General features: G+C 57.5%; 1 pseudogene. It reads left to right on the forward strand.

Annotated features, from left to right (window positions below):
* Positions 1-183: 183 nt before the first annotated feature.
* Positions 184-365, forward strand: a pseudogene (locus AC1D1Y_RS26905) (DsbA family protein); the annotation flags it as partial.

A 365-nucleotide genomic window follows, 5' to 3' on the forward strand; every position in this document is an offset into this window, starting at 1 on the left:
GTGCATGGCCGCTACTCCGGCATTGGCCCCAAAGCCATGATTGGCGTGGATATCTTCCGCTTGGCCAACGGCAAAATTGTGGAGCACTGGGACATCTTGCAAGAGGAAGTCACCAAGACTGCCAGCGGCAACCCTATGTTCACCAACCCGCAAAAGTGATTGCACAGTAAAGGACCGCGCACCATGACAACGACAGTGACCTATTTATTCGACCCGCTGTGTGGCTGGTGTTACGGTGCTTCGCCCGCAATCCAGCAGCTGGGCCAGCACGCCACCATTCAACTAGAACTGGCCCCCACGGGCCTGTTTTCCGGCGGTGGGCGCACCATGGATGCGGCGTTTGCAGAATACGCATGGTCCAACGA

The sequence above is a fragment of the Polaromonas sp. P1_G1 genome, from assembly GCF_056405595.1.